The sequence below is a fragment of the Roseicyclus mahoneyensis genome, from assembly GCF_003148775.1.
Taxonomy (GTDB): domain Bacteria; phylum Pseudomonadota; class Alphaproteobacteria; order Rhodobacterales; family Rhodobacteraceae; genus Roseicyclus; species Roseicyclus mahoneyensis.
Window position 1 is genome coordinate 262,972 of the sequence record NZ_QGGW01000002.1, and the last position, 23,574, is coordinate 286,545.

25 protein-coding genes are annotated in these 23,574 nt (G+C 62.5%); 14 read left to right on the forward strand and 11 right to left on the reverse strand.

Annotated features, from left to right (window positions below; all coding sequences use genetic code 11):
* Positions 1–3: 3 nt before the first annotated feature.
* Positions 4–873, reverse strand: a complete 870-nt coding sequence (locus tag C7455_RS06210) for a polyprenyl synthetase family protein (protein ID WP_109666582.1) — start codon at positions 871–873, stop codon at positions 4–6.
* 67 nt (positions 874–940) lie between these two features.
* Between C7455_RS06210 and crtD the strand changes: the two genes are divergently transcribed.
* The 6 genes from crtD (at position 941) to C7455_RS06240 (ending at position 7,542) form a co-directional block, all read left to right on the forward strand.
* The gene (gene crtD / locus C7455_RS06215) at positions 941–2,554 is read left to right on the forward strand and encodes a 1-hydroxycarotenoid 3,4-desaturase CrtD (RefSeq protein WP_109666583.1); all 1,614 of its coding nucleotides are present in this window, start codon (positions 941–943) and stop codon (positions 2,552–2,554) included.
* The gene (crtC, locus tag C7455_RS06220; protein ID WP_109666837.1) at positions 2,509–3,381 is read left to right on the forward strand and encodes a carotenoid 1,2-hydratase; all 873 of its coding nucleotides are present in this window, start codon (positions 2,509–2,511) and stop codon (positions 3,379–3,381) included. Before crtD ends, crtC begins: the two co-directional genes overlap by 46 nt.
* A gap of 64 nt (positions 3,382–3,445) precedes the next feature.
* Positions 3,446–4,003, forward strand: coding sequence for an ATP-dependent protease subunit HslV (hslV, locus tag C7455_RS06225; protein WP_109666585.1), 558 nt, complete (start codon positions 3,446–3,448; stop codon positions 4,001–4,003).
* On the forward strand, positions 4,000–5,079 hold the full coding sequence (locus C7455_RS06230; RefSeq protein WP_109666587.1) for a hypothetical protein: 1,080 nt from the start codon (positions 4,000–4,002) through the stop codon (positions 5,077–5,079). Before hslV ends, C7455_RS06230 begins: the two co-directional genes overlap by 4 nt.
* Complete coding sequence (gene hslU / locus C7455_RS06235) at positions 5,076–6,386, forward strand: ATP-dependent protease ATPase subunit HslU (RefSeq protein WP_109666589.1); 1,311 nt, start codon at positions 5,076–5,078, stop codon at positions 6,384–6,386. Before C7455_RS06230 ends, hslU begins: the two co-directional genes overlap by 4 nt.
* 22 nt (positions 6,387–6,408) lie before the next feature.
* Positions 6,409–7,542 (forward strand): alpha/beta hydrolase, encoded by a 1,134-nt coding sequence (locus tag C7455_RS06240; protein WP_109666591.1) that lies wholly within the window; start codon positions 6,409–6,411, stop codon positions 7,540–7,542.
* On the opposite strand, the gene C7455_RS06245 is transcribed toward C7455_RS06240, so the two are convergent.
* The 3 genes from C7455_RS06245 to C7455_RS06255 form a co-directional block, all read right to left on the reverse strand.
* Positions 7,539–8,039: a Smr/MutS family protein gene (locus tag C7455_RS06245; protein ID WP_342767620.1), complete on the reverse strand. Its 501-nt coding sequence runs from the start codon at positions 8,037–8,039 to the stop codon at positions 7,539–7,541. The two genes, C7455_RS06240 and C7455_RS06245, sit on opposite strands and share 4 nt — an antisense overlap.
* Before the next feature lie 108 nt (positions 8,040–8,147).
* Positions 8,148–9,179, reverse strand: a complete 1,032-nt coding sequence (gene mltA, locus C7455_RS06250) for a murein transglycosylase A (protein WP_109666594.1) — start codon at positions 9,177–9,179, stop codon at positions 8,148–8,150.
* Positions 9,180–9,182: 3 nt separating this feature from the next.
* Positions 9,183–9,842 carry a Tim44/TimA family putative adaptor protein gene (locus C7455_RS06255; protein ID WP_109666595.1) on the reverse strand — a complete coding sequence of 220 codons (660 nt, stop codon included), beginning with the start codon at positions 9,840–9,842 and terminating at the stop codon, positions 9,183–9,185.
* Positions 9,843–9,969: 127 nt separating this feature from the next.
* On the opposite strand from C7455_RS06255, the gene C7455_RS06260 reads away from it, so the two are divergent.
* Positions 9,970–10,443, forward strand: a complete 474-nt coding sequence (locus C7455_RS06260) for an FxsA family protein (protein WP_109666597.1) — start codon at positions 9,970–9,972, stop codon at positions 10,441–10,443.
* Between the two features lie 83 nt (positions 10,444–10,526).
* Entirely contained in the window at positions 10,527–11,039 is a 513-nt protein-coding gene (secB, locus tag C7455_RS06265) for a protein-export chaperone SecB (RefSeq protein ID WP_109666599.1), read from the forward strand.
* A gap of 7 nt (positions 11,040–11,046) precedes the next feature.
* On the opposite strand, the gene dnaQ is transcribed toward secB, so the two are convergent.
* The 4 genes from dnaQ to C7455_RS06285 are packed head-to-tail and all read right to left on the reverse strand — an operon-like array spanning position 11,047 to position 13,784.
* The gene (dnaQ, locus tag C7455_RS06270; RefSeq protein ID WP_109666601.1) at positions 11,047–11,751 is read right to left on the reverse strand and encodes a DNA polymerase III subunit epsilon; all 705 of its coding nucleotides are present in this window, start codon (positions 11,749–11,751) and stop codon (positions 11,047–11,049) included.
* Entirely contained in the window at positions 11,744–12,343 is a 600-nt protein-coding gene (gene coaE, locus C7455_RS06275; protein ID WP_109666603.1) for a dephospho-CoA kinase, read from the reverse strand. Before coaE ends, dnaQ begins: the two co-directional genes overlap by 8 nt.
* Positions 12,340–13,176, reverse strand: a complete 837-nt coding sequence (locus tag C7455_RS06280; protein WP_109666604.1) for a shikimate dehydrogenase — start codon at positions 13,174–13,176, stop codon at positions 12,340–12,342. Before C7455_RS06280 ends, coaE begins: the two co-directional genes overlap by 4 nt.
* Positions 13,173–13,784, reverse strand: a complete 612-nt coding sequence (locus C7455_RS06285) for a Maf family protein (RefSeq protein ID WP_170119011.1) — start codon at positions 13,782–13,784, stop codon at positions 13,173–13,175. Before C7455_RS06285 ends, C7455_RS06280 begins: the two co-directional genes overlap by 4 nt.
* 521 nt (positions 13,785–14,305) lie before the next feature.
* Here C7455_RS06285 and rho point away from each other — a divergent pair.
* From rho to C7455_RS06315, 6 genes are read left to right on the forward strand one after another with little or no spacing between them, the layout of a single operon-like run.
* The gene (rho, locus tag C7455_RS06290; protein ID WP_109666606.1) at positions 14,306–15,577 is read left to right on the forward strand and encodes a transcription termination factor Rho; all 1,272 of its coding nucleotides are present in this window, start codon (positions 14,306–14,308) and stop codon (positions 15,575–15,577) included.
* A gap of 12 nt (positions 15,578–15,589) precedes the next feature.
* A complete protein-coding gene (gene mnmE, locus C7455_RS06295) occupies positions 15,590–16,873 on the forward strand; it encodes a tRNA uridine-5-carboxymethylaminomethyl(34) synthesis GTPase MnmE (protein ID WP_109666607.1) in 1,284 nt (427 codons plus the stop codon).
* A 13-nt stretch (positions 16,874–16,886) separates the two neighbouring features.
* The gene (gene mnmG / locus C7455_RS06300) at positions 16,887–18,752 is read left to right on the forward strand and encodes a tRNA uridine-5-carboxymethylaminomethyl(34) synthesis enzyme MnmG (RefSeq protein WP_109666840.1); all 1,866 of its coding nucleotides are present in this window, start codon (positions 16,887–16,889) and stop codon (positions 18,750–18,752) included.
* Positions 18,749–19,375 carry a 16S rRNA (guanine(527)-N(7))-methyltransferase RsmG gene (gene rsmG, locus C7455_RS06305; protein ID WP_109666609.1) on the forward strand — a complete coding sequence of 209 codons (627 nt, stop codon included), beginning with the start codon at positions 18,749–18,751 and terminating at the stop codon, positions 19,373–19,375. Before mnmG ends, rsmG begins: the two co-directional genes overlap by 4 nt.
* Complete coding sequence (locus C7455_RS06310) at positions 19,368–20,168, forward strand: ParA family protein (protein ID WP_109666610.1); 801 nt, start codon at positions 19,368–19,370, stop codon at positions 20,166–20,168. The genes rsmG and C7455_RS06310 overlap by 8 nt, the downstream gene beginning before the upstream one ends.
* On the forward strand, positions 20,168–21,088 hold the full coding sequence (locus C7455_RS06315; protein ID WP_109666612.1) for a ParB/RepB/Spo0J family partition protein: 921 nt from the start codon (positions 20,168–20,170) through the stop codon (positions 21,086–21,088). Before C7455_RS06310 ends, C7455_RS06315 begins: the two co-directional genes overlap by 1 nt.
* Here the strand turns inward: C7455_RS06315 and hemW are convergent.
* The 3 genes from hemW to rph are packed head-to-tail and all read right to left on the reverse strand — an operon-like array spanning position 21,085 to position 23,559.
* A complete protein-coding gene (gene hemW, locus C7455_RS06320) occupies positions 21,085–22,245 on the reverse strand; it encodes a radical SAM family heme chaperone HemW (RefSeq protein WP_109666614.1) in 1,161 nt (386 codons plus the stop codon). The two genes, C7455_RS06315 and hemW, sit on opposite strands and share 4 nt — an antisense overlap.
* Complete coding sequence (gene rdgB, locus C7455_RS06325) at positions 22,238–22,846, reverse strand: RdgB/HAM1 family non-canonical purine NTP pyrophosphatase (RefSeq protein WP_109666616.1); 609 nt, start codon at positions 22,844–22,846, stop codon at positions 22,238–22,240. The genes hemW and rdgB overlap by 8 nt, the downstream gene beginning before the upstream one ends.
* Positions 22,846–23,559, reverse strand: coding sequence for a ribonuclease PH (rph, locus tag C7455_RS06330; RefSeq protein WP_109666618.1), 714 nt, complete (start codon positions 23,557–23,559; stop codon positions 22,846–22,848). The genes rdgB and rph overlap by 1 nt, the downstream gene beginning before the upstream one ends.
* Positions 23,560–23,574 lie beyond the last annotated feature (15 nt).

A 23,574-nucleotide genomic window follows, 5' to 3' on the forward strand; every position in this document is an offset into this window, starting at 1 on the left:
GAATCACGCGTGATGATGGGCGGGAAGAACCGGGGTCAGGCGCTCGGCGGTCTTGCGCACCATGTCGCACAGCATCGCCTCGCCGGGGCAGGACGGGATCGAAGAGATCGCGCCCGAAAGGATATCCTCCAATCGTCGAATCGCGCCGCGCACGCCCAGTTCGGACACCGCGTTGGGGCGCCCGTTGATCTCATCTTGATGGGCGGGCTTGCCCAGCGTCGCCTCGTCGTAAAGCGCGTCGCGCAGATCGTCGGCGACCTGAAAGGCTTCGCCGATGCGCGCGCCAAGTTCGGTCCAGGCATCGGGTTCCTCACCAGCCGCGGCAGCCCCCATCCGCGTCGCGGCGGTAAAGAGCGCGCCGGTCTTGGCGCGGTGATAGGCTCTGAGGTCGATCTTGCTTTCGCTTTCCCAACCCTGCCCTGCACAAATGCCTCCGGGCATCCCACTCGATTCGCCCAGGATGCGGATCAGGTCGATGGCGCGAGCGGGGTCCTGCGCGGCGGCGCGGGCCAAAACCTCGAAGGCCATGATGATGAGGCTGTCGCCAGCCAGCAGCGCCAGTGGCTCGCCATAGGCGCGATGGACCGAGGGCTTGCCACGACGGACATCGGCGTTGTCGAAACAGGGCATGTCGTCATGCACGAGGCTGGCGCAATGGATCAGCTCGATCGCGGTGGCGGCGGCATCCGCCACGGCGGGTTTGCCATCGCCGCAGGCCATGGCGACTGACAGGCAGATGGTTGGACGGATGCGCGCACCACCGGGGCTGACCGCGTAGTCGAGAGCGGAGGCAAGGCGGGGCGGGGCTGACCCTGCCTGACCCATGCGGATGGCGTTGGCGATGGCCGCTTCGATCCGGGGTTTCAAAGGCATGCGCGCCCCCTTCAATGGAAAAGAATCCGTCAGAGTTGACAGGACTGATGTAAACTAGAGTGGACAAATGGCTTTTGACTGTCAATATAAACTGACACTTGTGGGAGAGATTGCCGTGACAGATGCCCCGGTCCGAGCCGTCGTGATCGGCGCTGGCGTCGGCGGATTGTCGGCGGCTCTGAGGTTGGCACATGCGGGGCTGGCAGTGACGGTCGTTGACATGGGCGCCGGGCCGGGCGGCAAGATGCGCACCCGCGACAGCGCGGCGGGGCCGATCGACATCGGGCCAACCGTGATGACCCTGAAGCGCATCTTCGAGAAGCTTTTTGTCGATGTCGGCGCGCGCCTGTCCGATCACGTCACCCTGATCCCCGACGAGATTCTGGCGCGGCACCATTGGCGCGATGGTTCCAGCCTCGACCTATTCCACGATCCGGAGCAAAGCGCCAAAGCTGTGTGCGCCTTTGCCGGGCCCGAGGGCGAACGACAGTTCAGACGTTTCTCGGATCGGGCCAAGCGCCTCTACGACGCCTTCGAAGGTCCGGTGATGGAAGCCGCGCGCCCAAGCCTGACCGGCCTGACCGCGCATGTGTTGAAGAACCCCGGCCTGATCCCGGCCATGGCGCCCGGCCGCACGTTGGCCGCAACGCTGGCGGCTCAGTTCACCGACCCGCGTCTGCGCCAATTGTTCGGGCGCTACGCCACTTACGTCGGCGGTTCGCCCTACCGCAGCCCAGCCGTGCTGTCCCTGATCTGGCAGTCCGAGGCGGGGGGCGTCTGGCGCGTTAAAGGCGGCATGAACCGTCTGGCGCAGGCGATGTGTCGCCTTGCGCAGGACAAGGGCGCGCAGTTCCGATATCGAGCCAAAGCCGCGCGGATCGAACAGCAGGGCGACCGCGTCATCGCCGTGCATCTGGACGATGGCACCCGCCTGCCCGCTGATCTGATCGTGTTCAACGGCGACCCCAAGTCGCTGGTCGAGGGGCATCTGGGCCATGGACCCGCCGCAGCCGTGCCGCGAAAGGGCGTGGCAGACCGCAGCCTGTCAGCCTTTGTCTGGGGCTTTGCAGCCGAACCTGCCGGGGTGAAGCTTGCACATCACAACGTCTTTTTCTGCGCCGATCCCAAGCGCGAATTCGACGATCTGGCCGCCGGGCGCATGCCTGCGGACGGCACGCTTTATGTCTGCGCACAAGACCGGGGTGGCGAGACGCCAACCGGCCTCGAGCGGTTCGAGATCATCCTGAATGGCCCGCCCGGGCACCCGTCGCGCCCGGAGGACGCCTACACATGCAAGACACGTACATTCGACGCGCTGGCCCGGATGGGGCTGAGGTTTTCGCCGACGCCGGACATCACGGCGCTGACCATGCCGGGGGATTTCGATCTGGTCTTTCCGGGGTCGGACGGTTCCCTTTACGGGCTTTCCCCACATGGGATGATGGCGACGTTCCAGCGGCCCACGGCGCGGACCCGGCTCAGGGGCCTCTATCTGGCGGGGGGCGGGGCGCATCCGGGGGCGGGAATACCCATGGCCTGCCTCTCAGGGAGCCACGCGGCCGCGGCGATCTTGAGCGACCTTGCTTCGACCTCGACGTCCCGGCCGACGGCTACGCCTGGTGGTATGTCGACGGGATCAGCGATGACGGGGAACGCGCGATCTCGATCATCGGCTTCATAGGCTCGGTATTTTCGCCCTGGTATCGATGGAGCGGGCGCAAGAACCCCGCCAATCATTGCTGTCTGAACGTGGTGACCTACGGCCGCGGGGGGCGCTGGACGATGACCGACCGCGGGCAGAACGCGCTCGGCCTGTCGCGCGACCGCTTGCAGATCGGGCCGTCGGCGATGGTCTGGGCAGGAGATCACTTGCGCATCGAGATCGAGGAGGTGTCGACCCCCCACGCTCAGCGCATCACGGGCGAGGTGATCGTGCGGCCCTCGGCGCTGACGCAGGTGGAAATGGCGCTGACACCCGATGGCGCCCATGTCTGGCGGCCTTTCGCGCCCAAGGCCGATATCGAGGTCCGGCTGAACCGGCCGGGCTGGACGTGGACCGGGCACGGCTATTTCGACGCGAATTTCGGCACCCGCGCGCTGGAAGCCGATTTCAGCTACTGGACCTGGGGACGGTTTCCTCTCAAGGACGGCGCGGCCTGTTTCTACGACGCGCAGCGCCGGGACGGCACCGAGCTTGCCGCCGCCATCGGCTTTGCCGAGGACGGAACGCCGCGCGCCATCGCCATGCCGCCAAAGGCCAAGCTTAAGCGCCCCGGCTGGATGGTCCGGCGCGAAACGCGGGCAGATAGCGGCTATCAACCCCGGCAGGTCAAGGCGATGCTGGATGCCCCTTTCTACAATCGTGCCGCCGTGAAGACGCAGATCAACGGCGAGGAGACCGTGGGCGTGTTCGAGGCGCTTGATCTGGACAGGTTCCGCGGGCCATGGCTGATGCCGATGCTCGCCGTACGCGTGCCAAGGCGGCGCGGCTGGCCGGGGTGGCTGTGACGGGAGCGCGGTTGCGAGCCGCGCACCCGCCCTCCATATAGGTCCGAAAGCATGCGGAGGCCCCATGGCAGACAGCGATTTCCCCGGCTGGCACGGCACCACGATCATCGGCGTCCGCAAGGGCGGTCAGGTGGTCGTCGCGGGTGACGGGCAGGTCAGCCTTGGCCAGACCGTGATCAAGGGCAGCGCGCGCAAGGTGCGCAGGCTCTCGCCCGGCGGCTATGACGTGGTCGCGGGCTTTGCCGGATCGACAGCTGATGCCTTCACCTTGCTGGAACGGCTGGAGAAAAAGCTGGAAGCGACGCCGGGCCAGTTGCAGCGCGCAAGCGTGGAACTGGCCAAGGATTGGCGCACCGACAAATACCTCCAAAAGCTGGAGGCGATGCTGATCGTCACCGACGGGGCCGAGCTTTACATCATCACGGGTGCTGGCGACGTGCTGGAACCCGAACATGACGTGGCCGCCATCGGGTCGGGCGGCAACTACGCGCTCGCCGCCGCGCGAGCGATGATGGACACCGACAAGGACGCCGAGACCATCGCGCGCGCCGCCATGGCGATTGCGGCCGACATCTGTGTCTACACCAACGGCAGGTTGACGGTGGAACGGATCGCCAGATGACCGGCTTGACCCGCGACGATATCCGCGCGGCCGTGACCGCGGGCGTGATGACCGAGGCGCAGGCGGCTGCGTTGGTGGTCTTGTCCGAACACCGCTCCGGGGTCCGGAAACATATCGACGGGCTGGACGAGCCGTTCGAGTTGTTCAAGGGATTCAACGAGATCTTTATCGTGGTCGGCCTGACCATCCTCTATCTCGGCTATGCCGGGGTTACGGGGATGACCCTGCTGGGCACGACACAGGGCTATATCCTCGGCATTGTCTATGCCGTCGTCGGCATGGGCGCCGTGATCGGGCTGGCCCGGTATTTCACGCTCAAACGGCGCATGGTCGCGCCGTCCATCGCGCTGTCGGTGATGTCCGGCCTGCTGGCGGGTCAGTTCGGGTTCGCCTTCGCCGCCATGCTCGACATGAACACGCCCGGAGCCCTGACCACGGCGGCAGCCATCGTGGCGGTGCTGCTGTCGGTATACTACCTCATGTTCCGCGTGCCCTTCACCGTTGCGCTGATTGCGCTGGCGGTCTTTGCCACCGCCTTTGGCCTCGCCACGCTGGGGGGATCTTTCCCCGACAGCCTGCGCGATATCTTTTTGCTCAGCGCGGGTGGCCCCTTTGCCGTTCTGACCATCGTTCTGGGTCTGATCGGCCTGATCATCGCACTTGGCTTCGACATGTCGGACCCGCACCGGGTGACACGGCGGGCGGCCTCGGGGTTCTGGCTGCATGTGATCGCGGCGCCTGCCATCGTGAACACGGTTGCGCTGACGTTGTTCGATGCGGGCGGGATCGGCGGGCAGCTGCTGCTGGCCGGGTTTCTGGCCTTGATGGCGCTGTTTGCCGTGGTGATCGACCGGCGGTCGTTCCTTGTGGCCGGGGTCGGCTATGTCGTGGCGCTGGCCATCACGGTGGCCGAAGGGCAGGCGTTTTTCATCATCTTGATACTGGGCGCGGGCCTCGTGTTGCTCGGCGCGCAATGGGAGGCGCTCAGGCGCGGCGTCATGCGCGCCCTGCCCCGGTTTCCCGGCAAGGACCGCTTGCCGCCTTATGACCTCATGACACGGGAGTCCCCGCTGTGACCGACCTTACCCCGCGCGAGATCGTCTCGGAGCTTGATCGCTTCATCATTGGGCAAAAGGACGCCAAACGCGCCGTCGCGGTGGCGCTGCGCAATCGCTGGCGGCGCAAGCAACTGGGCGATGACCTGCGCGAAGAGGTGTACCCCAAGAATATCTTGATGATCGGGCCGACCGGCGTGGGCAAGACCGAGATTTCGCGCCGTCTCGCAAAACTCGCCCGTGCGCCCTTCATCAAGGTCGAGGCCACGAAATATACCGAAGTGGGCTATGTCGGTCGTGACGTGGAACAGATCATCCGCGATCTGGTCGATGCAGCCCAGGTCATGGTGCGCGACCTGATGCGCGATGACGTCAAGGCCAAGGCTCATGCCGCCGCCGAGGACCGCGTGATCGAGGCGCTGGCCGGCAAGGACGCCCGCGACCAGACCCGCGAGATGTTCCGCCGCAAGCTGCGCGCGGGCGAGTTGGACGACACCATGATCGAACTCGAGATCGCCGATACCTCGAACCCGATGCAGGGTTTCGAGATCCCTGGTCAGCCGCCGGGCATGGGCGGGGGGATGATGAACCTTGGCGATATCTTCGGCAAAGCTTTCGGGCAGCGGATGGTGCGCAAACGGCTGAGCGTGGCGGCCAGCTACGACTTGCTGATCCATGAGGAGGCCGACAATCTTCTCGATGACGAGACGGTGAAAAAGGCCGCGCTTGAGGCAGTGGAGCAAAGCGGGATCGTCTTCATCGACGAGATCGACAAGGTGGCGACACGGCAAGACGTGCGGGGCGGCGATGTCAGCCGCGAAGGCGTGCAGCGCGACCTGCTACCCTTGATCGAGGGCACAACCGTTTCGACCAAGCTTGGGCCGGTGAAAACGGATCATATCCTCTTCATCGCGAGCGGTGCCTTTCACATCGCCAAGCCCTCGGACCTGTTGCCGGAACTGCAAGGCCGTCTGCCGATCCGGGTGACGCTGCGCCCGCTGACCGAGGGGGATTTCGTGCGGATCCTGACCGAGACGGACAACGCGCTGACCCGGCAATATACGGCGCTGATGGCGACCGAGGAGGTCACCGTGAGTTTCACCGAGGACGGCATCGCGGCACTGGCCAAGATCGCGGCCGAGGTGAATGAAAGCGTCGAGAACATCGGCGCGCGCAGGCTTTACACCGTGATGGAGCGCGTGTTCGAAGAGCTGAGCTTTACCGCGCCCGATAGGGGGGGGGAGGCTGTGGTGGTCGATGCCGCATTTGTCGAGGCGAACCTCGGCGAGTTGACGCGCAGCGCTGATCTGAGCCGTTACGTTTTGTGACGGATCACGCTATGCACGGCACATGATGCGCAGCGCCGCCTTTCGTCCGATTGCCCTTGCGATCTTTTGCCTTGTCCTGGCGGGATGCGCCGGTCGGGCGATGATCGCTTTGGTGCCCGGCGCGGCCGGGGTCGGTACCAGCGAGCCCGTTCTGGTAGCCAGCACGCGCGTGTTTGAGAATGGCGATTGGGGCAATGACAGGCTTGAAGGGCTGAGTTTCGTCAGCTTCGATGTCAGTATTCCCCCCGAGCGCGAACTTGGCGCGGTGGAACCGGTGCGCGCCCGCAGCCGGGCTACCCCCGATCCGATGACGGAATTCATGGTCACACGCGCCGAGGCCCTGGCAGGGCCCTCGGACTTTGGAGCAGAACTGCGACGCGAACTGGCTCAGCGCCCCGCCGATCAGCGCGAGGTGATGGTTTTTGTCCATGGCTTCAACAATACCTTCGCCGATGGGCTGTATCGCACGGCGCAGATCCGGCATGATTTCAACATTCCCGGCGTGGCCGTGCATTTCGCTTGGCCCAGCGCCGGAAACGCGCTGGGCTATGCCTTTGACCGCGATAGCGCACTTTTTGCCCGAGACGGGCTGGAGACGCTTTTGCGCGAGATCGTGGCAGCCGGTTCCAACCGGATTGTTCTGGTCGCCCATTCTCTGGGGTCATCCGTCACGATGGAGGCACTGCGTCAACTGCGGATCGGTGGCCACACCGATGTGCTGAACCGGATATCTGGCGTTATCCTGATGTCGCCCGACATCGACATCGACCTGTTCCGCAGTCAGGCGATGCGCATCGACCCGCTACCGCAGCCCTTCGTCATTTTCACTTCGCAGCGCGACCGGGCGCTGCGCATCTCGGCCGCGATCACGGGGCAGCGGTCGCGGCTCGGCAATCTGGGCACGGTGGAGGATGTGGCCGATCTGGCAGTCACGCTCATCGACATCTCGGAATTCAGGGGCGGCGCGCGGGATGGGCTGAACCATTTCGCAGCCGCGACCTCACCCGCGATGATCCAGCTATTGCAACAGGTTGCCGCCGTGGATCTGTCGCTGCAGGGCGAAGCGGCCCGAAACCTCGGGCTCTTGCCCGGAACTGTCCTGACGGTGCGCAACGCGACACAGGTGATCTTGCAACCGCTGTCTTTGGCGCCCTAGCGCGGCTTTCGCAAATAGACGTAGTAGGCGCCGCCTCCGCCATGACGCTGGTGAGCCTCGCGAATATCAAGCACGATCGACCCAAGCGGTGGCGCATGGAGCCAGCCCGGCACCTGATGGCGCAAGATACCGCGCCGGATCGGGATCGGGTCGGGCGTCTCACGGTCTTTGCCCTTGCCGGTGATGACCAGAACCAGCCGTTTGCCATCGTCATGTGCGTCAAGGATGAAGCGGATCAGCACCGGATGGGCCTGTGCGAGCGTCATACCATGAAGGTCGATGCGCCCCTCGGGTTTCAGCTTGCCGCGCTGCATCTTGCGAAAGGCGCCGTGGTCCATCCGCACCGGCGCATGGGCGATCCGCGCCGAAAGATCCTGCTCCGGGTGCGGCGGATGCGGCTTGTGTCCGGCGCGTTCCCCGATGCGAAACGCAGGCAACCTGTCGCGCGGTCCGACCAGATCGGGAATGCGTGTCTGCGGTGGGGGATCAAGCGGCATCACAAGGCTGCGGGACGGGGCATCAAGCGGCGAGGCGGTCTGTTTGACCCGGTCCCACAACGCTTTGTCCTCGGCACTCAGGCCACGTTTGCCGCGTCGCGCCATCGCTCAGGCGTCCGGAACGCGCTGATGGGCCAGTTCGATCGGCAAGAGTACCACCATCCGGCCGGGATCACGGATCGTTCCCGCGGCCTCGCCCGCAGCATCCCCAAAGCCAAAGAAGATATCTGCGCGCTGCGGGCCGAGGATCACGCCACCGGTGTCCTGGGCGATCATCAGCCGGTGCATGGGGCCGGCGCCGCCTTTCTCGATCCAGACAGGCGCGCCCAGCGGGGTAAACGCCGGGTCGACGGCGATGGAGCGCAGGGGTGTGATGGATCGGTTCATCGCACCCAGAGGCCCGATGGAGGGGTCGGAAATCTGCACCTCGCGAAAGAAGATATAGGACGGGTTGTGATACAATAGCTCCTGCCCCTCGGACGGGTTGCGGCGGACCCAATTCTGGATCACCTGCGCCGAGACTTGATGCGGCTGGTAGACGCCTCGGCGCACAAGTTCTTGCCCGATCGAGCGGTAGGGGTGGCCATTGCGCCCACCATACCCCACCCGGATCACTGACCCATCGGGCAACCTGACCCGTCCAGAGCCTTGTATTTGCAAGAAAAAAAGCTCAACCGGGTCATCGACCCATACGATTTCCAGGCCGCGCCCTTCCAGCAGGCGGCCTTCTTCGATTTCGCGGCGGCTGCGCCAGACGCCTGATTGCGCCTCGGGCGGGGTCCGGTAAAGCGGGTAGCGGTAGACACCGGTCCGACGCAGCGAGCCGTTCAGTTCCGGCTCGTAATAGCCCGTGAACAAGGCCAAGTTGTCGCCGCCGATCAGGACCGGGCGAAAGAAAAGCTCGAAAAACGTCCGTGCGTCAGGTGCGGTGTCGGCGATGGCGCAAAGCGCCTGCCAATCATCACCTTCCATGTCGGCGCAAGTGTTTCGAAAGACCGCAAGGGCAGCGCTGTGGTCATCGTCGGACCAGCCGTGGAGATCGGAAAACGATAGAAGGGTGACGGGTTCGTCAGACACGGCAGGCCCGGCCCAGCTCAGTGCGGCCAGACAAAGGCCAAGGATCGCGCCCCGCCCATCCATGGCTCATCCGTCGGTAGCCACCAGTTCCCAATTCGGGTTGTCGGCGCCCATATGGCGGGCGAAAGTCCAGACATCCCGCTGGCGCTTGATCTCGTTCGGATCGCCCTCGACCACCTCACCCGCGGCATTCTTGACCACCGACGTGAGTTCGCCCACGAAACGCACAGTCACTTCGCCCACACTGGTGGCGCGGTCGAAGCGGGCACTTTCCAGAACCAGTTCGCGGATGCCGATGAACGAGGCCATAATGGTAAGCCCCTGTTCTTCCCGCTGGCGGATCACCGTTTCGAAGGTCTCGAGCACATCGGCCGACAGGAAGGGCCGCAGATCGTCGACATCGCCATTCTCGAAGGCCATGAGGATCATCTCATAAGCACCACGGGCGCCTTGCAGGAATTCGGTGACGGTAAAGCCGGGCTCCGCCATCTTCATGGCCGCCAACGCCTTGGCACTTTCGGTGCCGTCATCGACGTGATCGGTGATGTCGCGGTCGGGCCCGCCCTCGATCACCTCGAAATCACGGCGCGGATCCGGACGGGCGGCGGCGCGGACCACGGGCGGTTTCTCGAACCCCTCCCGGGTTCCCAGAACGCTGCGCAGGCGCAAGATCAGGAAGATCGCGATGCCGGCCAGAACCAGCAGGGACAGAAGAGACGAATTCATCGGAAATCCTCGCACGCGCGGACGGGGTTCTATTCGGGGTCGCAGGGCACATATGTAAGGCAGGGGTGCGGTCAAGTCCATGACCGAGGCCGCGCCAAACCGTCCGTATTCGAAAGGAGCCGTCGGCATGTGGTTGTTTCTCGCGTTCCTCTTGGTGCCGCTGATCGAGATCGCGCTGTTCATTCAGGTCGGCGGCCTGATCGGGCTATGGCCGACGCTGGCCATCGTCGTGGTGACCGCGATTGCGGGCACGATGCTGGTGCGGTCCCAAGGCGCGCAAGCGCTGGACCAGCTGCGCCGCAGCTTTGATACATTGAACGATCCGACCATCCCGCTGGCCCATGGCGCGATGATCCTGTTTTCCGGGGCGCTTTTGCTGACGCCGGGGTTCTTCACCGATGCAATGGGCTTTGCGCTGCTGGTTCCGGCGGTGCGCTCCGTTTTGCTGCGCCAGATTCGCAAACGGGTGACGGTGCAATCCTTCGGTCACAGACCGCCCCATCATGCCCCGACCCATGCCGACAACGTGATCGACACGACCTACACAGTTGAGGGCGACGACGCGCAGGCGCGCGGGCCCTCGGGTTGGACACAGCGATGAAATCGGGGGACACATGCCATTGAGGCAGGCCGCCGGGGCTGATAGACCCCGGCCAACGTTTTCGATGAGCTTTGGAGAAACCGATGTCAGAGACCAATGGCGGCGCAACACCCGTGCAACCCGAGGGCGCGGCGACACAGCCCGTCCTGCCCAAGATGCAGATCCTCGGCCAGTTCGTGCGCGACATGTCGTTCGAGAATATTGCCGCACAGAAATCCGTGAATGCGCAGGTTCAGCCGGACATTCAGGTGCAGGTCGCGCTGGACGCGCGCAAGCGGGAGGCCGATGACCAGTACGACGTCATCATGAAGCTGAAGATCGAAAGCAAGACACGGGAAGCAACGCCCCAAGCCATCTTTCTTATGGAGCTGGAATACGGCGGAATCTTCAAGATCGAGAATATCGCAGCTGAACAGATGCATCCGTTCCTGTTGATTGAATGCCCGCGGATGCTGTTTCCCTTCGTGCGACGCATCGTGTCGGACGTGACGCGCGATGGCGGTTATCCGCCGCTTAACCTCGATACGATCGATTTCCTGGCGCTCTATCGTCAGCAGCTGGCCCAGCGGGCAACCACCCGGAAGGCAGACGCCTGAGGCGCGGTCAGTCGAACCGCGACCAGATCGCACCGTCCCCCAGTTCGGCCACAAAGGCCGCGTGGGCGGCCCGGTCTTGATCGTTCAGACGCGCGGGCAGAGGTATGGACCGGGGGCGGGGTCGCCACTCCGCTTGGCCGGACGACGCCGCGCCCGAACCATGCTGACCTTGTGGGGCCAGCGCGAAATCGGGCTGACGACCGCCCGTCAGTTCCAGATAGACCTCGGCCAGAATCTCCGAGTCCAGAAGCGCGCCGTGCAGGGTCCGGTTCGAATTATCGATGCCAAAGCGGCGGCACAGCGCATCCAATGATGCCGGTGATCCGGGAAACCGGCGGCGCGCGATGGCAAGCGTGTCGATGGCGCGGTCGGTCGGCAGGGTCGGAAACCCCACCCATTCCAGTTCCGCGTTCAGAAACCGCATGTCGAAGCTGGCGTTGTGTATCACCAGCGTGGCTTCGCCGATGAATTCCACAAAAGCCTGTGCGATCTCGGCAAAGCGCGGCTTGTCGGCCAGAAACTCCTCGCCGATGCCGTGAACCGCGAAGGCCTCGGGCGGCATATCGCGGCCGGGGTTGATATATTGGTGATAGGTCTTGCCGGTCGGGACCTGATTCCACAATTCGACCGCACCGATTTCCACGATCCGGTGCGCGGGCGTGTCGAACGGATCAAGACCTGTGGTTTCGGTATCAAGAACGATCTCACGCATCCTGCGCGCCCCCTGACGTCAATCTTTCGACCAGTTCTGCCACGGAGGTGCGTGTCTGTTCTAGAGTGTTCGTCTCGATCAGGTAATCCGCCCGACTGCGTTTTTCCGCATCGGGCACCTGCCGGGACAGAATCTGCCAATACAGATCCTCGGTCATGTCGGGACGCGCCATAACCCGCGCACGCTGAGTTTGCGGATCTGTGCTGACGACAAGGACAGCATCCACGGCCGCCTCGCCGCCAGTCTCGAACAGCAGCGGGATATCGAGCAAGATCAAAGGTGCCGCGGCATGTTCGGCGCAAAAGGCCCCCCGGTCCGCAGCCACCAGGGGGTGCACGATGGATTCGAGCCTTACAAGCAGGTCAGGGTCTTTCCGGATCGCCGCGCGCAAACGGCCGCGGTCGATCATTCCGTCCTGCAGTGCATCAGGAACAAGCGCCGCCACCGGACCGACGGCCGCGCCACCGCGGGCGTAAAGTCGATGCACCGTCTCATCCGCATCCCAAACAGGAATGCCAAGACTGCGAAACATGTCCGCTGTGGTGCTTTTGCCCATCCCGATGGAACCGGTCAGGGCGAGGCGAAAACTCATGACCCGAGAACGGCTTTGCGCAGATCTTCGTCGACCAGCGGCGTGTAGCCAAACCAGCGCTCAAACCCCGGCACCGCCTGATGCAGCAGCATGCCCAGACCGTTGACAGTCTCGCATCCCGCCGCGCGTGCCTGACGCAAAAGGTCGGTTTCCAAAGGGGCATAGACGATATCGGTGACAACGGTCGGCGGCCTGAGGCGCGAGAGGTCGAGTTCGAGAGGCGGTTGGCCGGTCATGCCAAGCGAGGTGGTGTTCACGATCAGGGCAGCCTTGCCCACGAGAGCGCCCAAATGCGTCCAGTCCTGCGGAGCGACGCGCGCGCCGAATTGTTCCTTGAGGCCTTCCGCCCGCGCCCGTGTACGGTTCGCGACAAAGACCTGAGGCGCGCCGTCCGAGATCAGCGCCGACACGATTGCCTTGGCCGCGCCACCAGACCCAAGAACAAGCGCCGGGCCCGCTGCAGCCGTCCAACCGGGAAGGCTTTGGCGGATGTTCGACAAAAATCCCTGCCCATCGGTGTTGTCGGCCTGAATCCGACCATCGCCCAGAAAGGTAAGAGTGTTGGCCGCGCCGATCAGCGCCGCGCGGTCAGTGACATGCGAGGCGAGGGAAAGAACGTATTCCTTGTGAGGAATGGTCACGTTGACCCCAACGAAACCCATCTCAGGCAAAAGTCGCAGCGCGTCGGCTAGATTGGCGTGGTTGATGTGAAGGGGCACATAATGGCCCTTGAGATTGTAGCGCCGAAGCCAGTGGCCATGCAAGCGAGGCGACAATGAATGGCTGATCGGGTCACCGATGACGCCGGCCAACGGGATGGTGGGGCGGATCATTCAAACCTCCAGCCGCGCAGACGCAGATAGGAACATATGTCGAGCAATGGCATCCCCAGCACACTGAACCAGTCTCCGTCGATGCGGGAAAACAGCCGGGCACCAAGAGCTTCCGCCTGATACGCGCCGACTGATGAGGCTACGCCAGGCCAGGCACTGTCCAGATAGGTCGAGATCTCCGCCGGGGTTAGGCTGTGCATGGTCATCCTTGCCACACCGACATGGCGCCAGACGGCTCTGTCGTCTTCATAGAGAACGGCAGCGGAAAAAAGTTGGTGGGTCTGCCCTGACAAACGTTCGAGCTGCGCCTGCGCATCGGCACGGTCAGTGGGTTTGGCAAGGACTTCGGATTTCAGGGCAAGGATTTGATCACACCCCAGCGTCAATCCGTCGCGCGCGGCCCTACGCGCCTTTGCCTCTGCCAATGCATCCGCCATGTCGCGCGCTCCCACGCCCTCGGCCTGCAAAGCGGCACGAATCGCGTCTTCGTCAAGACGGACCGGACGGACGACATGCCTGATCCCGACCTGTAACAAGAGTTGTCGCCGGATGTCAGACGCCGATGCGAGCGTCAGCGTGGCGATGGTTTGAGGAGAAAGCTTGTCCATAGCTATGTGCATAACGGAGGGGCAGAGGCGGGGACAATGGTGTTGGTGGTTTCCGTGCGCGCTGCCTTGGGGAGCTTTGGCCAAGAAACCGATGCCGTCGCGGCAACTTGTCCACGGGGATGGGTTTTCCACCGCTTGCCGGCCCGAACATGCGATTTCGCGGCTTTTCCACATGTCTCCACAAGATTACTCATGGATGAAACAATTTCAAACTACTGTAATGTATACATTTATTAGGTGTACTTGCTCTGCTGTGAGAACCTTCTGAACCAATTATTCTTGTTGGCGCCTCTGGGGATGGATGGCGCTGGACCCACCATCACGCGCTTATCCAGTCCCCTAAAGACAACTACACCCTTTCTATAAATCTTCTTTATTTTATGGGTGACGTGACTGACTTCGCCAAGCTTGACAGGGGCGGCGATGGCGCATATCGCTCATTTTGCCTCCGTCCGGGGGTGTTTTTCCTTTCTTGCTCAGAAACACGGGATGGCCTCGCGCCCCTGTGCCGGGACAGTTCCATGACAAAAACAACGCTGACGCTGGCCGAACTGAAAGCCAAGTCGCCCAAGGATCTTCTGGCCATGGCCGAAGAGCTGGAGATCGAGAACGCCTCGACCATGCGCAAGGGCGAGATGATGTTCGAGATCCTGCGTGAGCGAGCAGAAGAAGGCTGGGACATCATCGGTGACGGTGTGTTGGAAGTGTTGCAAGACGGGTTCGGCTTTCTGCGCTCGCCCGAGGCCAATTATCTGCCTGGGCCCGATGACATCTATGTGTCGCCCGACATGATCCGGCAGCATTCCCTGCGGACCGGGGACACGGTCGATGGTGTCATGACCGCACCCAAGGACAATGAACGCTACTTTGCTCTGGTAAAGGTCCAAAATATAAATTTTGAAGACCCTGAAAAGGCCCGCCACAAGGTCGCCTTTGACAACCTGACACCGCTCTACCCAGATGAGCGCTTGAAGATGGAAATCGAAGATCCGACGATCAAGGATCGCACTGCTCGGATCATCGATCTTGTGTCGCCGATCGGGAAAGGCCAGCGCGCGCTGATCGTGGCACCTCCGCGCACCGGCAAGACCGTGATCTTGCAAAACATTGCCAATTCGATCGAGACGAACCACCCGGAGTGCTACTTGATCGTTCTTTTGATCGATGAACGGCCTGAGGAAGTCACCGACATGCAGCGCAGCGTGAAGGGCGAAGTGATTTCCTCGACCTTCGACGAACCTGCGACCCGACATGTGGCCGTGGCCGAGATGGTCATCGAAAAAGCCAAGCGACTTGTCGAGCACAAGCGCGACGTCGTGATCTTGCTCGATTCGATCACGCGATTGGGCCGCGCCTTCAATACGGTTGTGCCGTCGTCGGGCAAAGTCCTGACCGGTGGTGTGGATGCCAATGCGCTGCAACGTCCCAAGCGCTTCTTTGGCGCTGCCCGCAACATCGAGGAAGGCGGATCACTGACCATCATCGCGACCGCACTGATCGACACCGGCAGCCGGATGGACGAGGTGATCTTTGAGGAATTCAAGGGCACCGGCAACAGCGAGATCGTGCTGGACCGCAAAGTGTCCGACAAGCGGGTCTTTCCTGCCATGGACATCCTCAAATCCGGCACTCGAAAGGAAGAGCTGCTTGTCGACAAGGTCGATCTGCAGAAAACCTACGTTTTGCGCCGCATCCTGAACCCGATGGGTACGACCGACGCGATCGAGTTTCTGATTTCCAAACTCAAACAGACCAAGAGCAATTCCGAGTTCTTTGACTCGATGAACACATAAGGGACGCCGGCGATGCAGACGATTTTCGCCCTGGCGACGGCCCGGGGGAAGTCGGGCGTCGCCGTCATCCGCATTTCGGGTCCTGATGCGCATCAGGTCGCAACGTGCCTTGCGGGCGATTTGCCGCGACCGGGTCAGTTTGCGCTTCGGACCTTGCGGGACGCGTCAGAGCTGCTGCTCGACGAGGGGCTTGTTTTGCGTTTCGACGCACCGCGCAGCTTTACTGGGGAGGATACGGTTGAACTCCAGCTACACGGAAGTATCGCTGTAATTCGCGCCGTTGAACGCGCCATAGCCGAGACTGGGCTGGCGCGTGTGGCAGAGCCTGGGGAGTTTACACGCCGCGCGCTGATGAACGGCAATCTTGATCTTGCGCAGGTCGAAGGATTGTCGGATCTGATCGCCGCCGAAACCGAGGCACAGCGTCAGCAGGCTCAAGGTCTGTTTTCCGGCCGCATGCGAAAGTTTGCGGATCGCTGTCGGGCTGATTTGTTGCGCGCGGCGGCCTTGATCGAGGCGACCATCGATTTCGCCGACGAGGAAGTGCCGGTCGATGTTTCGCCCGAGGTCGGCGATTTGATCGGCAGCGTCTTGGGTGCGATTGATGAACAGATTTCCGGGTTCAGTGGGGCAGAACGGTTGCGGCATGGGTTCGAGGTTGCGATCATCGGCCAGCCCAATGTGGGCAAGTCTACCTTGCTCAATCGTATCGCAGGACGCGATATCGCGATCACATCCGAAATTGCCGGCACGACCCGCGATGTGCTTGAGGTGCGTGTCGATCTCGACGGCTTGCCGGTAACTTTTCTGGACACGGCGGGGCTTCGGGATAGCGACGATGTCATTGAAAAGATCGGCGTTGCCCGTGCCCGGGAACGGGCGGCGGCCGCAGATCTGCGCATCTTGCTGGAGGATGGCGTGGAGCCAACGCATGGTTTCGATCCCGGCGTAGCAATAGATTTTCGGTATGAGACCAAGAGCGACATCACAGGCCGTGGCATTTCCGCCTTCACAGGCGAGGGCATCGATCGTCTCCTTGCCGATGTGTCGGCGGCGCTGGCGGACCGTGTTTCCGATACGGCCATCGCGTCCCATGAGCGGCATAGGCAGGCAATTATGCGGGCGCGGGCTTCGCTGGCTGAAGCGGACCTTGTGTTTCACGCGGGCATCGAAGGTGCCGAGATCCTTGCCTTGCATCTGCGCGATGGGGCGCGCGCGCTTGACTCGCTGATCGGGCGCATGGATGTAGAGGCTGTGCTGGGTGAGATTTTTGCGCAATTCTGCATCGGAAAGTGACGGAGTGTTTCACGTGAAACAGACGCCATTCGACGTCATCGTGATCGGCGGCGGCCATGCCGGGGCCGAGGCAGCGCATGCCTCTGCGCGTGCCGGTGCGCGCACGACGCTAGTGACGATGCGGGCGGACACGATCGGCGTGATGTCGTGCAATCCGGCGATCGGGGGCCTTGGAAAAGGTCACCTTGTTCGCGAGATTGATGCCATGGGCGGCATTATGGGACTGGCCGCCGACCGGTCTGGCATCCAGTTCCGGTTGCTCAACCGGCGCAAAGGCCCGGCCGTGCGCGGACCGCGCACGCAGTCGGACCGTGCGCTTTACAAGGCCGCCATACAGGATTTGCTTGGGCAACAGCCAAACCTGACCATCCTTGTGGGGGAGGTTGCTGATCTGATCTTGCGGGACGGGCGGATCGAAGGCGTAGGTCTGAGTGACGGTTCCGAGCTTCGTGCTGGCGCCGTGGTGCTGACAACGGGCACGTTTCTACGCGGGGTGATCCACATCGGCGATCGCAAGCTGGAAGGGGGCCGGATGGGCGACCGTCCGTCGAATCGGCTGGCCCAACGCCTGCGCGACCTCGACTTGCCGCTGGGCCGCCTCAAGACCGGAACGCCGCCGCGGCTTAGGTCCAGCAGCATCGCCTGGGACAGCCTGGACATGCAGGCGCCTGATGACGATCCGATGCTGTTTTCCTATCTGTCCAAGGCGCCCACGGCGCGACAGATAAGCTGCGGCATTACGCACACGAATGCCCGGACGCATGAGATTATTAGCGGAAACCTATCGCGCTCTGCCATGTACGGTGGCCATATCGAAGGGGTTGGCCCGCGCTATTGCCCCTCGATCGAGGACAAGGTCGTGCGCTTCGCTGACAAATCCTCCCATCAGATCTTTCTCGAGCCGGAAGGGCTGGACAGCGATGTCGTGTATCCCAACGGAATATCGACGTCGCTGCCGGAAGATGTGCAGGAGGCCTATGTTCGGTCCATCGTGGGCTTGGAGCAGGCGGAGATCCTCCAGCCGGGTTATGCCATCGAGTATGATTATGTCGATCCGCAGCGCCTGACCGCAGAACTGGAACTGCCCGATTTACCGGGCCTTTTCCTCGCGGGTCAGATCAATGGAACCACAGGCTACGAAGAAGCGGCGGCCCAAGGTTTGATGGCGGGTCTAAACGCGGCGCGGCGCGTTCTTGGCCACGCCCCTGTGATCTTGGGGCGCGCAGAGGCGTATATCGGCGTGCTGATCGACGACCTCGTAACGCGCGGCGTCACCGAGCCTTACCGCATGTTTACCTCCCGCGCCGAGTACCGGTTGTCGCTGCGCGCGGACAATGCCGATCAGCGCCTGACACCGAAGGCAGATACCTTGGGTGTGATCGCCGAAGATCGCCGCGTGCTTTTTTTCCAAAAGATGGAAGCCTTGGACCGCGGTCGCGTGTTGTTGTCGACGAAAAGATTTACGCCCCGTGACATCGCCGTTACCGGCATCGTCATCAACCAAGACGGCCAAAGGCGCAGCGGAATGGAGATATTGGCCTTCCCCGATGTCGGCGTAGAGCATGTTGATCAGTTGATCCCGGAGTTCGCCGCTTTACCCGACGAAGTGCGGACACAGCTTGCCATCGAGGCGACGTACAAGACCTATGTCGACCGGCAGCAACGTGATGCCGATGCCTTGCGGCGAGACGAAGATCTGATAATCCCCAGAACGCTAGCCTACGCGGAAATCGGGGGACTTTCCAACGAGTTGCGCGGAAAGCTGGATCGCATCCGCCCCGGAACGCTTGGCCAGGCAGGCCGCATCGATGGCATGACCCCGGCAGCCTTGGCTTTGATCCTGACGCGTATCCGCCACGAAGACCGTCGTCGCGCATGACGGAAGATGAGGCAAAAGCCATCCTTTCGGCCCGTGTTTCACGTGAAACATTCACCCGGTTGGAGCTCTATGCAGGTCTTTTGATAAAGTGGCAGAAAACCATCAATTTGGTCTCACCTGCAACCCTTCCTCAGCTTTGGGCACGTCACATGCTGGATTCGGCGCAGGTCATTGACCATGCCCCGCAAGACGCGAAGACATGGCTGGACCTGGGCAGCGGCGGAGGCTTCCCCGGACTTGTTTGCGCTGCCATCGCCGCCGAATCCCATCCGGGACTAAAGATTGACCTTGTAGAAGCTGATCTGAGGAAGGCCGCTTTTCTCAGGGAAACCGCACGGCAGATGGGCCTTTCTGTCGGTGTTTTCAGCCGCAGGATCGAGGACTTGCCACCTCAATCGGCCGATGTCATTTCGGCACGCGCTCTTGCGCCGCTTGTCACCCTGTGTGGATATGCGCATCGTCATCTCTCGGACACTGGCGTCGCCTTGTTCCAAAAGGGCGCCCGCCATGCTGAGGAGCTTGAAACAGCCCGGCAAGGCTGGCAGATGGATGTTACCGTGATCCCCAGCGTAACCGACGCCGAGGCCGTTCTTTTCCGGATCGAGGACCTGACCGATGTCTGACCTCAAGACACCGCGAATCATCGCTATCACCAACCAAAAGGGTGGGGTGGGCAAAACCACGACGGCGATCAATCTGGGTGCTGCGCTCGCGGAGTTGGGCGAAACGGTGCTGATTGTGGATATTGACCCGCAAGGCAACGCGTCCACGGGGCTTGGTGTCTCCGTGCGGGACCGAGATCAGACCACCTATGATCTGTTGCATGAGGATGCGCCGCTTGCGCGTGTGGTGCATAAGACTGGCGTTGAACGGCTGGATGTCGCGCCGGCAACCACAGACCTCAGTTCCACCGATGTGGCCTTGGGCACGCAGGAAAACCGTGTTTTTCTGCTCAGGGATGCGCTGTCGACGGACACCGCGCGGGGGTATGACTATATCTTGATCGATTGCCCGCCGTCATTGAGTCTCTTGACGGTCAACGCTCTGGTCGCCTGTCATGCGGTTCTGGTGCCATTGCAGGCAGAATTCTTTGCGCTCGAGGGTCTGTCGCAACTGATGTTGACGGTCCGAGATGTGCGTGAGACCGCCAATCCCGGTCTGAGAATCGAAGGGGTGGTGTTGACCATGTATGATCAGCGCAACAATTTGAGTCAGCAGGTTGAGGCCGATGCCCGCGCCACCTTGGGCGATCTGGTGTTACACACCCGAATCCCGCGCAATGTTCGATTGAGCGAGGCGCCATCTTACGCCCTTCCGGCGTTGATCTACGACCCGCTTTCAAAGGGCAGTCTGGCCTATATGGACCTCGCAAAGGAAATTCTGGCCCGCCACGCCAAACGCAAGGAACCAGCCTGATGGTCAATCGACGTGAACGCACCGGATTGGGGCGCGGTTTGTCCGCACTGATGGCTGACATCGAAACGCCATCAGGCGGCGGGGCAGAGACGACGGTGTCCGGTCGCGCCAGCCGTGAGGCGCGGCGCGTGCCGATCGATCAGGTCCGGCCGAATCCGGATCAGCCGCGGCGCAGCTTTGCCGAGGGCGCGCTGCAGGAATTGGCCGCTTCGATCCGGGAAAAGGGTGTCATTCAACCGCTTATCGTGCGGCCGGATCCGGTCAACGCGGATGGCTTTCAGATCGTGGCCGGGGAACGCCGCTGGCGCGCTGCGCAACTGGCGCAATTGCATGATCTTCCGGTGATCGTGCGCGATTTTGACGACACCGAGGTGCTCGAAGTCGCCATCATCGAGAACATTCAGCGCGCCGATCTGAACGCGCTGGAAGAAGCTTTGGGTTATCGTCAGTTGATCGACCGCTTTGGCCATACGCAGGAACATCTGGCGCGGGCGATGGGCAAAAGCCGCAGCCATATCGCGAACCTCATGCGTCTTTTGGCCTTGCCTGACGAGATTCAGGACATGCTGCGGGATGGCCGGCTGAGCGCAGGCCACGCGCGTGCTTTGCTCACAGCCGAAAAGCCGGTCGACCTCGCGCGAAAGGCCGTCGCGAACGGCTGGTCGGTCCGCGATGTGGAAAAGCACGCGAAACCGGGCTCGGTGACCGGTAAATCTGAAAAGAACGGCGGATCAAGAAGCGCGAGCGCAGCGAAGGACGCCGATACGCTGGCACTCGAGGGGGATCTGAGCGCTAACCTTGGAATGCCCGTTAGCATTGAACATGATCCGATAACGGGGGAGGGGCGCGTTTCGATCCGGTACAGAGACCTTGGCGCGCTGGATGATCTGATTCGCGTCTTGAGTAGGGTGCAGGGCTAGTCTGCCAAAAGTTCCCGCAAGACTGCATTCAATACACGACGCCCGTCGCGCGTTGTTCGAAGGCGATCGGAAGGTTGCTCGATCATGCCCAGAGTTTCGAGCCTGTTCAGCACGTCAGGGTCGAAATTTCGCCCGTTCAGCCGCCGGTAGCGCGCCGTATCAAGACCCTCGGACAGGCGCAGCGACATCATCGCGTATTCTTCCGCCTGTTCTCGGTGGCTGACCGGCTCGCGGAGCGTTTCGCCACTGCCTGTCTCTTCGACCCGTTTGAGCCAACCCAGCGGTGCCAGTTCCGTCTCCGTGGCGTGGCGTTGGCCGCTCAGGGTGATGCGCCCATGCGCGCCTGGCCCGATTCCGGCGTAATCACCACCGCGCCAATAAATGAGGTTGTGCCGCGACTGCGCCATGTCGGCGGCGTGGTTCGACACTTCATAAGCGGGTAGGCCTGCGGCTTCACACATGTCTTGCGTCAGGTCATACATCTCGGCAGCCATGTCATCCTCCACCAGTCCGGCAAGGCGGCCAATCGCGTGCCGGTCGCCAAAGGCGGTGCCAGGTTCGATCGTGAGTTGGTAGAGCGACAGGTGATCGGCCGCGAGTGCCAGCGCCTCGGTCAATTCGGCGCGCCATTCGGGTAAGGTCTGGAACTGGCGAGCATAGATCAAGTCAAAGCTGACCCGGGGAAAGGTGCTGCGCGCAAGATCATAGGCGCGCCGACCCTCGGCGGCGGAATGGAGTCTGCCCAGACGCTTCAGGTCCGTGTCGTTCAGCGCCTGCAACCCCATCGAGACCCGGTTCACGCCAGCATCGCGGAAGGCGCGAAATCGGGCAGCCTCAACCGAGGTCGGATTGGCCTCGAGCGTGATCTCGAGGTCATTGGCCACGGGCCAAGCCGCGCGCACAGCCGCCAGGATCGCATCCACGGTTTCCGGCGCCATCAGTGAGGGGGTGCCGCCGCCGAAATAGATGCTGGTGAGCCGCCGGCCGGGAAGCTCAGAGGAAACCCTTTGTATTTCAGACAGATAGCAAGAAAGCCACCGGGATTGGTCAATCTCGGCGGCGACATGGCTGTTGAAGTCGCAATAGGGGCATTTCGCCTGACAGAAGGGCCAGTGGACATACAGACCAAAGCCCCCGGCCTCCCAATCCTCAGCCACCAAGAACCTGCCGCAGCTTCTCCACTGCCTTGGCGCGGTGGCTGATCTTGTTCTTCTCCCAGCGATCCATCTCGCCGAAGGTCACATCGTGCCCTGTGGGCTGAAAGATCGGGTCGTAGCCGTGCCCCTGATCGCCGCGCATCGGCCAGACGATCTGCCCATCCATCACGCCGGGGAAAACCTCGTCGTGGCCGTCCGGCCAGGCAAGAACGAGCGTGCAACAAAACCGCGCGGTGCGGGGGAAGGGGGCGCCTTTGGCCTCCAGCAGGTCATGGGTCTTGCGCATGGCCATAACGAAGTCGCGGCCCTGCGGTGTTTCTGCCCAATCGGCGGTGTAGACACCGGGAGCACCATCCAAAGCGTCGATCTCGATCCCGCTGTCGTCGGACAGGGCAGGCAAGCCGGTCGTTTGCGCCGCGGCATGAGCCTTGATCCGGGCGTTTTCGACGAAGGTCGTGCCGGTCTCCTCGGGTTCCGGCAGTCCGTGATCTGCGGCCGAGGTCACGCGGATACCATAGGGCGCAAGCAGCGCCTCCATCTCTTCCATCTTGCCGCGATTGTGCGTCGCGATCAGAAGATGGTCACCCGCGAAACGCCGCATCAGCTGACAGCCGCTTTTTGCGCCGCGACGAGCGCCGCGATACCATGTGCCGCCAAGACATACATCTCGTCGAACTGTGCGCGCGAGAAAGCCGAGCCTTCGGCGCTGGCCTGCACCTCGACCAGCGCACCTCCACCGGTCATGACAAAGTTCGAATCGGTGCCTGCCTCGCTGTCTTCGAGATAATCGAGGTCGAGCACGGACTGTCCCGCATAGATGCCGCAAGACACCGCCGCGATATGGTCTGTGATCGGGTTGGTGGTGATATCGCCTGCCTTGATCAGCTTGTTGACCGCCAGTTGCAGCGCGACCCATCCGCCCGTGATCGAGGCGCAGCGCGTGCCGCCGTCGGCCTGGATGACGTCGCAGTCGATGGTGATCTGGCGTTCACCCAATGCGGACCGGTCGACACCGGCGCGCAGCGCCCGGCCGATCAGGCGCTGGATCTCTTGCGTCCGGCCAGATTGTTTGCCGCTGGCGGCCTCGCGGCGCATGCGGGTGTGTGTCGCGCGCGGCAGCATGCCGTATTCGGCTGTCACCCAGCCAAGGCCCGTGTTCTTGAGAAAGGGCGGCACCCGTTCCTCGAGCGAGGCTGTGCACAGCACATGCGTGCCGCCGCAGCGGATCAGGCACGACCCCTCGGCATGGCGCGTGACCCCGGTCTCGATGGAAATTTCGCGCATTTCGTCTAGGTTTCGGCCGGAAGGACGCATAGATATCTCCCTGAT

Coding starts and splice junctions, on each gene's coding strand:
- hslV (WP_109666585.1), top strand. CDS start 3,446: ATGGCAGACAGCGATTTCCCCGGCTGGCACGGCACCACGATCATCGGC.
- C7455_RS06245 (WP_342767620.1), bottom strand. CDS start 8,039: ATGCCGCTTGATCCCCCACCGCAGACACGCATTCCCGATCTGGTCGGA.
- coaE (WP_109666603.1), bottom strand. CDS start 12,343: ATGAGTTTTCGCCTCGCCCTGACCGGTTCCATCGGGATGGGCAAAAGC.
- rdgB (WP_109666616.1), bottom strand. CDS start 22,846: ATGCGGCGTTTCGCGGGTGACCATCTTCTGATCGCGACGCACAATCGC.
- secB (WP_109666599.1), top strand. CDS start 10,527: ATGTCAGAGACCAATGGCGGCGCAACACCCGTGCAACCCGAGGGCGCG.
- mnmE (WP_109666607.1), top strand. CDS start 15,590: ATGCAGACGATTTTCGCCCTGGCGACGGCCCGGGGGAAGTCGGGCGTC.
- C7455_RS06260 (WP_109666597.1), top strand. CDS start 9,970: ATGTGGTTGTTTCTCGCGTTCCTCTTGGTGCCGCTGATCGAGATCGCG.
- C7455_RS06280 (WP_109666604.1), bottom strand. CDS start 13,176: ATGATCCGCCCCACCATCCCGTTGGCCGGCGTCATCGGTGACCCGATC.
- C7455_RS06240 (WP_109666591.1), top strand. CDS start 6,409: ATGATGCGCAGCGCCGCCTTTCGTCCGATTGCCCTTGCGATCTTTTGC.
- mltA (WP_109666594.1), bottom strand. CDS start 9,179: ATGGATGGGCGGGGCGCGATCCTTGGCCTTTGTCTGGCCGCACTGAGC.
- rsmG (WP_109666609.1), top strand. CDS start 18,749: ATGACGGAAGATGAGGCAAAAGCCATCCTTTCGGCCCGTGTTTCACGT.
- C7455_RS06285 (WP_170119011.1), bottom strand. CDS start 13,784: ATGGACAAGCTTTCTCCTCAAACCATCGCCACGCTGACGCTCGCATCG.
- C7455_RS06315 (WP_109666612.1), top strand. CDS start 20,168: ATGGTCAATCGACGTGAACGCACCGGATTGGGGCGCGGTTTGTCCGCA.
- C7455_RS06310 (WP_109666610.1), top strand. CDS start 19,368: ATGTCTGACCTCAAGACACCGCGAATCATCGCTATCACCAACCAAAAG.
- C7455_RS06230 (WP_109666587.1), top strand. CDS start 4,000: ATGACCGGCTTGACCCGCGACGATATCCGCGCGGCCGTGACCGCGGGC.
- dnaQ (WP_109666601.1), bottom strand. CDS start 11,751: ATGCGTGAGATCGTTCTTGATACCGAAACCACAGGTCTTGATCCGTTC.
- C7455_RS06255 (WP_109666595.1), bottom strand. CDS start 9,842: ATGAATTCGTCTCTTCTGTCCCTGCTGGTTCTGGCCGGCATCGCGATC.
- crtD (WP_109666583.1), top strand. CDS start 941: ATGGCTTTTGACTGTCAATATAAACTGACACTTGTGGGAGAGATTGCC.
- C7455_RS06210 (WP_109666582.1), bottom strand. CDS start 873: ATGCCTTTGAAACCCCGGATCGAAGCGGCCATCGCCAACGCCATCCGC.
- rho (WP_109666606.1), top strand. CDS start 14,306: ATGACAAAAACAACGCTGACGCTGGCCGAACTGAAAGCCAAGTCGCCC.
- rph (WP_109666618.1), bottom strand. CDS start 23,559: ATGCGTCCTTCCGGCCGAAACCTAGACGAAATGCGCGAAATTTCCATC.